At 51.0% G+C, this 4,135-nt stretch carries 3 protein-coding genes and 1 pseudogene; 3 read left to right on the top strand and 1 reads right to left on the bottom strand.

The annotated features are described in order from the left end of the window. On the bottom strand, window positions 1–296 hold a 296-nt coding region (locus tag ABD76_RS21815), incomplete at its 3' end, for a transposase (protein ID WP_197259195.1). Between the two features lie 398 nt (window positions 297–694). Between ABD76_RS21815 and ABD76_RS21820 the strand changes: the two genes are divergently transcribed. The 3 genes and pseudogenes from ABD76_RS21820 to ABD76_RS21830 all read left to right on the top strand — a co-directional run. Next, complete coding sequence (locus tag ABD76_RS21820) at window positions 695–1,372, top strand: response regulator transcription factor (protein WP_197259196.1); 678 nt, start codon at window positions 695–697, stop codon at window positions 1,370–1,372. After that, on the top strand, window positions 1,369–3,192 hold the full coding sequence (locus ABD76_RS21825) for a sensor histidine kinase (RefSeq protein WP_197259197.1): 1,824 nt from the start codon (window positions 1,369–1,371) through the stop codon (window positions 3,190–3,192). Before ABD76_RS21820 ends, ABD76_RS21825 begins: the two co-directional genes overlap by 4 nt. 596 nt (window positions 3,193–3,788) lie before the next feature. Continuing rightward, window positions 3,789–4,135: pseudogene (locus ABD76_RS21830) on the top strand (group II intron reverse transcriptase/maturase); the annotation flags it as partial.

Genomic DNA, 4,135 nt, shown 5'->3' on the forward strand with positions numbered 1-4,135 from the left:
TCGAAATCCAGTCCGCAAAACCACAAATAGCCCGCATGCATGGGCAGCAGTTGATACAATTCCCGTTCGGAGTGGTTGAACAAATACGAAAGCAGCATCAGTCGAACCATTCGCTCCGGGTCAGCCGCCGGGCGACCGGTGCGTTCCGTATATAGCGGCGCTACCCAATCATAGACGATGGATAAATCAAGCGCCTCGTTGATTTGACGCAGGATGTGCTTTTTCGGCACGAGTTCATCCATATCCACGAATTGAAACATCTGAGGCTGGACAGCCGATGACTTATAGGCTTTCATGTTCAATCACTCTCTCGATTATTTGTTACAGTACAAATTCGACAAAACCGTGGGAAAGACCTATTTAAGCGGACTTTTTCACCAGACTTCTAAAGCATTACTTGTAGATAGTAAAACAGTAGGGAATTCATATGGGAACTTAGAAAAAGAGGGATTAACGGTCCTCTATATAACTGACTTTGGAAAGGAATTTTTGAGATTTATAAGAGAGCCGAAGATGGTTCGTTGAGGCAAGACACTTGGAAAGACCCCACCATTGCTTTTATTCCCCTCCCGAACACATTTGTCTCTATTCCGCCAACATGTTAGGATATCCAATGATGTTATGTTCTTAAAGCAAGGCTCCCCAGGCAAGCAGTATGGGGGGGCTCTGCTCCAAAAAGATGTGAGGTCATCATATGTCGAGAACAATATTGATTGTGGAAGACGAGCAGATTTTGCGGGAAATTATGAAGGATTATTTGCTGAATGAAGGCTATGGAGTGCTGGAGGCGAGCGACGGAAAGCAGGCGCTGTCGCTCTTTCATGAGCATGAAGTGGATTTGATTATTCTGGATATCATGCTGCCGGAGTTGGACGGATGGTCGGTGTGCCAGCGCATTCGCAAGGCATCGAACGTTCCGATTATTATGCTGACGGCGCGCGCGGATGAGGACGATACGCTGCTCGGATTCGAGCTGGGAGCGGACGATTATGTAACAAAGCCGTATAGTCCGCCCATCTTGCTCGCTCGGGCGAAGCGGCTGCTGGAAAGCCGGCATATGCGCGATCAGGAGGCCGATACTTTATCGGGAGGCGGCATTACGGTTCATCTCCCCTCCCGATCCGTGACGGTGGACGGGACCGCCTGCAGCTTGACGCATACCGAATTTGAAATCTTGGCGTATCTGATGAAAAACAAAGGACTCATCATCACGAGAGAACAGCTCATTACAAAAATATGGGGCTATGACTTCGTCGGGGACGATCGCACGGTCAACAGTCATATTCGCAATCTGCGCTCCAAGCTGGGGGAACAGGCCAAGTCCATTGTCACCGTCGTTCGCTCGGGCTATAAATTCGAGGATCAGCCATGAAAAAGGGCATCGTCTTCAAGCTTTTTCTGTTAACGACCGCCCTGTGTCTGTTCATCCTTGCGATCGTTTTTGTGGGACAAACCCTATTCTTCAAACAAGTGTATGTGCATCAAAAGGTGGCGAGTGTAAAGTCTGCCCTAGAAGCCTATGAACAGGACTATCTGAAGCATGCCGGGAACGCCCAGGCGATGGTCAGGCTTGAACAAGATTTTTATCAAAAGCATGGTACCTGGATAGCGGCATTGGACGATAGGGGCAATCTGCTGTATACCGATGATTTTCAAATGGAGATCAGACTGGATCGGGTCGGCGGAAGCTCCGGCTTGGGCGGTACCACGCTTACCGTTCCACTGTACACCGTCATGAAGGTCGAGGACTTCAGCAGCGACAATCCGTTTTTGGTTCCCTGGATTGAAGAGGGGGAGCGGATTGCGTTGGAAGGCCTAATCATGAACAATCAGCTCGTCGTGCAGCGGATGGGGTGGAGTGTCTCCAATCTGAGGGAGGAGAATCGTCTTGAAAACCACCAGATGGTGATCAAGGAACGCGAAGTCGTTCCCCGGTTCGAGAATCCGACGGAATATTTTGAAAAGTATCCCTCTTTCCTTGAAAAGGGCACGATTACGGCTATCCGGACACCGGAAGGGGCGGGAGTGTCACGCTATACGAACCATTTATTTCTGGACCGGATCAAAGCGTTTCAGGCGGATCTGCTGTACGGCGATTATGACAGCGGCGCGAATCCGAGTCAGATCATCGATTTTGAAGAAAATCATGTGAATTGCAAAATTTTCGTGGACCGCATCGAAGATCGGAACGGCAAGGCCGCCTACCTGTTCGCGATGACGTCGCTGCAGCCCGTCAACGAAGCCGCGGGGATGATGCAGGACTACTATGTGTATATCATCATCGCCACGCTGCTGCTTGTGCTGCTGGCCTCGTTCTATTTCTCCCGCCGCATCGCCCGGCCGCTGCTGCGCATGAACGAGACGACGCAAAAAATGGCCGGCCTCGACTTTTCCGAAAAAATTCCGGTCACGACCAAGGATGAGATTGGCGAGCTGTCCCGCAACATTAACGAGCTGTCCGCGCGGCTGCATTCCCATATCGTCCGGCTGGAGGAGGATATCGAGAAAGAAAAGCAGCTCGAGAATACGCGGAAGGAATTTATCTCCGGGGTGTCGCATGAATTGAAAACGCCGCTGAGCGTCATTCAAAGCTGCCTGTCCATACTTAGGGACGGGGTGGCCAGCCATAAGCGGGAATATTATTTTGCGGCGATGGAAGATGAAGTGAGACGGATGGATCTGCTGATCGCGGATATGCTGGAGCTGGCCAAATATGAGTCCGGCACGTACAAGATGGAGATGGAACCGTTCGATATCGCTGCTGTCCTGGAGCGGATGTGCGCGAAATTCGCTTCCGACATCGCGGGCAAGGAATTGGAGCTGCACACTCATCTTCAGCCGTTCGAAGTGGTGGCCAATCAACGCCGGATCGAGCAAGTGATCGTCAATTTCCTCACGAACGCGATTCGCTACACGCCGGAACGGCAGGCCATTATCGTATCGACCATGGAGGAGCGGGATACCGTACAGGTTTGCATCGAAAATAAAGGGGCCCGTATTCCCGACGAGCAGTTGGAGAAGATATGGGATCGTTTCTATCGCGGCGAGCCTTCCCGCCAACGCTCGACCGGCGGAACCGGACTCGGTCTGGCGATCTCCAAGAAGATCCTGGAGCTGCACGGCGTGCCGTACGGCGTAACCAATACGGCGGAAGGCGTGATGTTCTATTTCCATTTGCATAAAAAAAGGTAGAGAGCGCAGAACTTCGGTTCTGCGCTTTTTTGGTGCGCCCAGCATGGGCGCTATCTCTAGGGTTCAAGTCCCGAACGGTGAAGGCAGTAGTAGCCGTAGCTTAAGACAAGGGTGTCGACCGTGAGGTCGAATCTGAAGGAAGTCGGCGGCAAATCTCCGGTCTGAGGAACACGAACTTCATATAAGGCTAGCGCATGTTGGATGAGGTTGCCAAACAAACCAAAGTCCTTACTGCCGAAGGCATGCGAAAGTAAATGAAGCAGATAGATGGAGAGGAAGATAGCGCTCTTACCTGGGGAGATCTGTATGAACGCAGAGTAACTCTGTAAATCTGCCTGTGAAGGCAGACTGAACATACAGAAGTCAGCAGAGGTCATAGTACGACGGTTGTGACGTCAACGGTCGGAAGGACTGAACATGTTATAGGAATTGAACAACTTGGATTTCGAATGTAAGCAATGAAGGCAGACAATCTCCTGTTTTTATTCTCGGAGACCTATCTGGGGAAGTAGCGGTGAATACGCAAGGGTATCCAGAAGGGCTGAGCTTACAGCGGCATGAACAGAAGAACAATTCACGCGAGGAGTATGTCACGAATGATGGAGTTGCTGTTGTCACGGGAAAACTTGCTAACTGCACTGAAACGTGTGGAGGAGAACAAAGGAAGCCACGGCGTAGACGGAATGGCCGTAAAAGAGTTACGAGCCCACATCCTGCAAAACTGGCAAGAAATCCGTCACCGCTTGAAAGAGGGAACCTATGAGCCAAGTCCAGTCCGTCGGGTCGAAATCCCGAAACCGAACGGGGGAGTTCGGCTATTAGGCATACCAACCGTGACAGACCGATTCATTCAACAAGCAATAACGCAAGTATTGACACCGGTGTTTGACCCTGCATTTTCCGAACATAGCTATGGGTTTCGTCCGCGCAGACGAGGCCATGA

It is taken from the genome of Paenibacillus dendritiformis, assembly GCF_015845845.1.
GTDB classification, from domain to species: domain Bacteria; phylum Bacillota; class Bacilli; order Paenibacillales; family Paenibacillaceae; genus Paenibacillus_B; species Paenibacillus_B dendritiformis_C.

Bases quoted from the DNA above. Each gene is read 5' to 3' on its own strand.
- ABD76_RS21820 (WP_197259196.1), top strand. From the start codon at position 695: ATGTCGAGAACAATATTGATTGTGGAAGACGAGCAGATTTTGCGGGAA.
- ABD76_RS21825 (WP_197259197.1), top strand. From the start codon at position 1,369: ATGAAAAAGGGCATCGTCTTCAAGCTTTTTCTGTTAACGACCGCCCTG.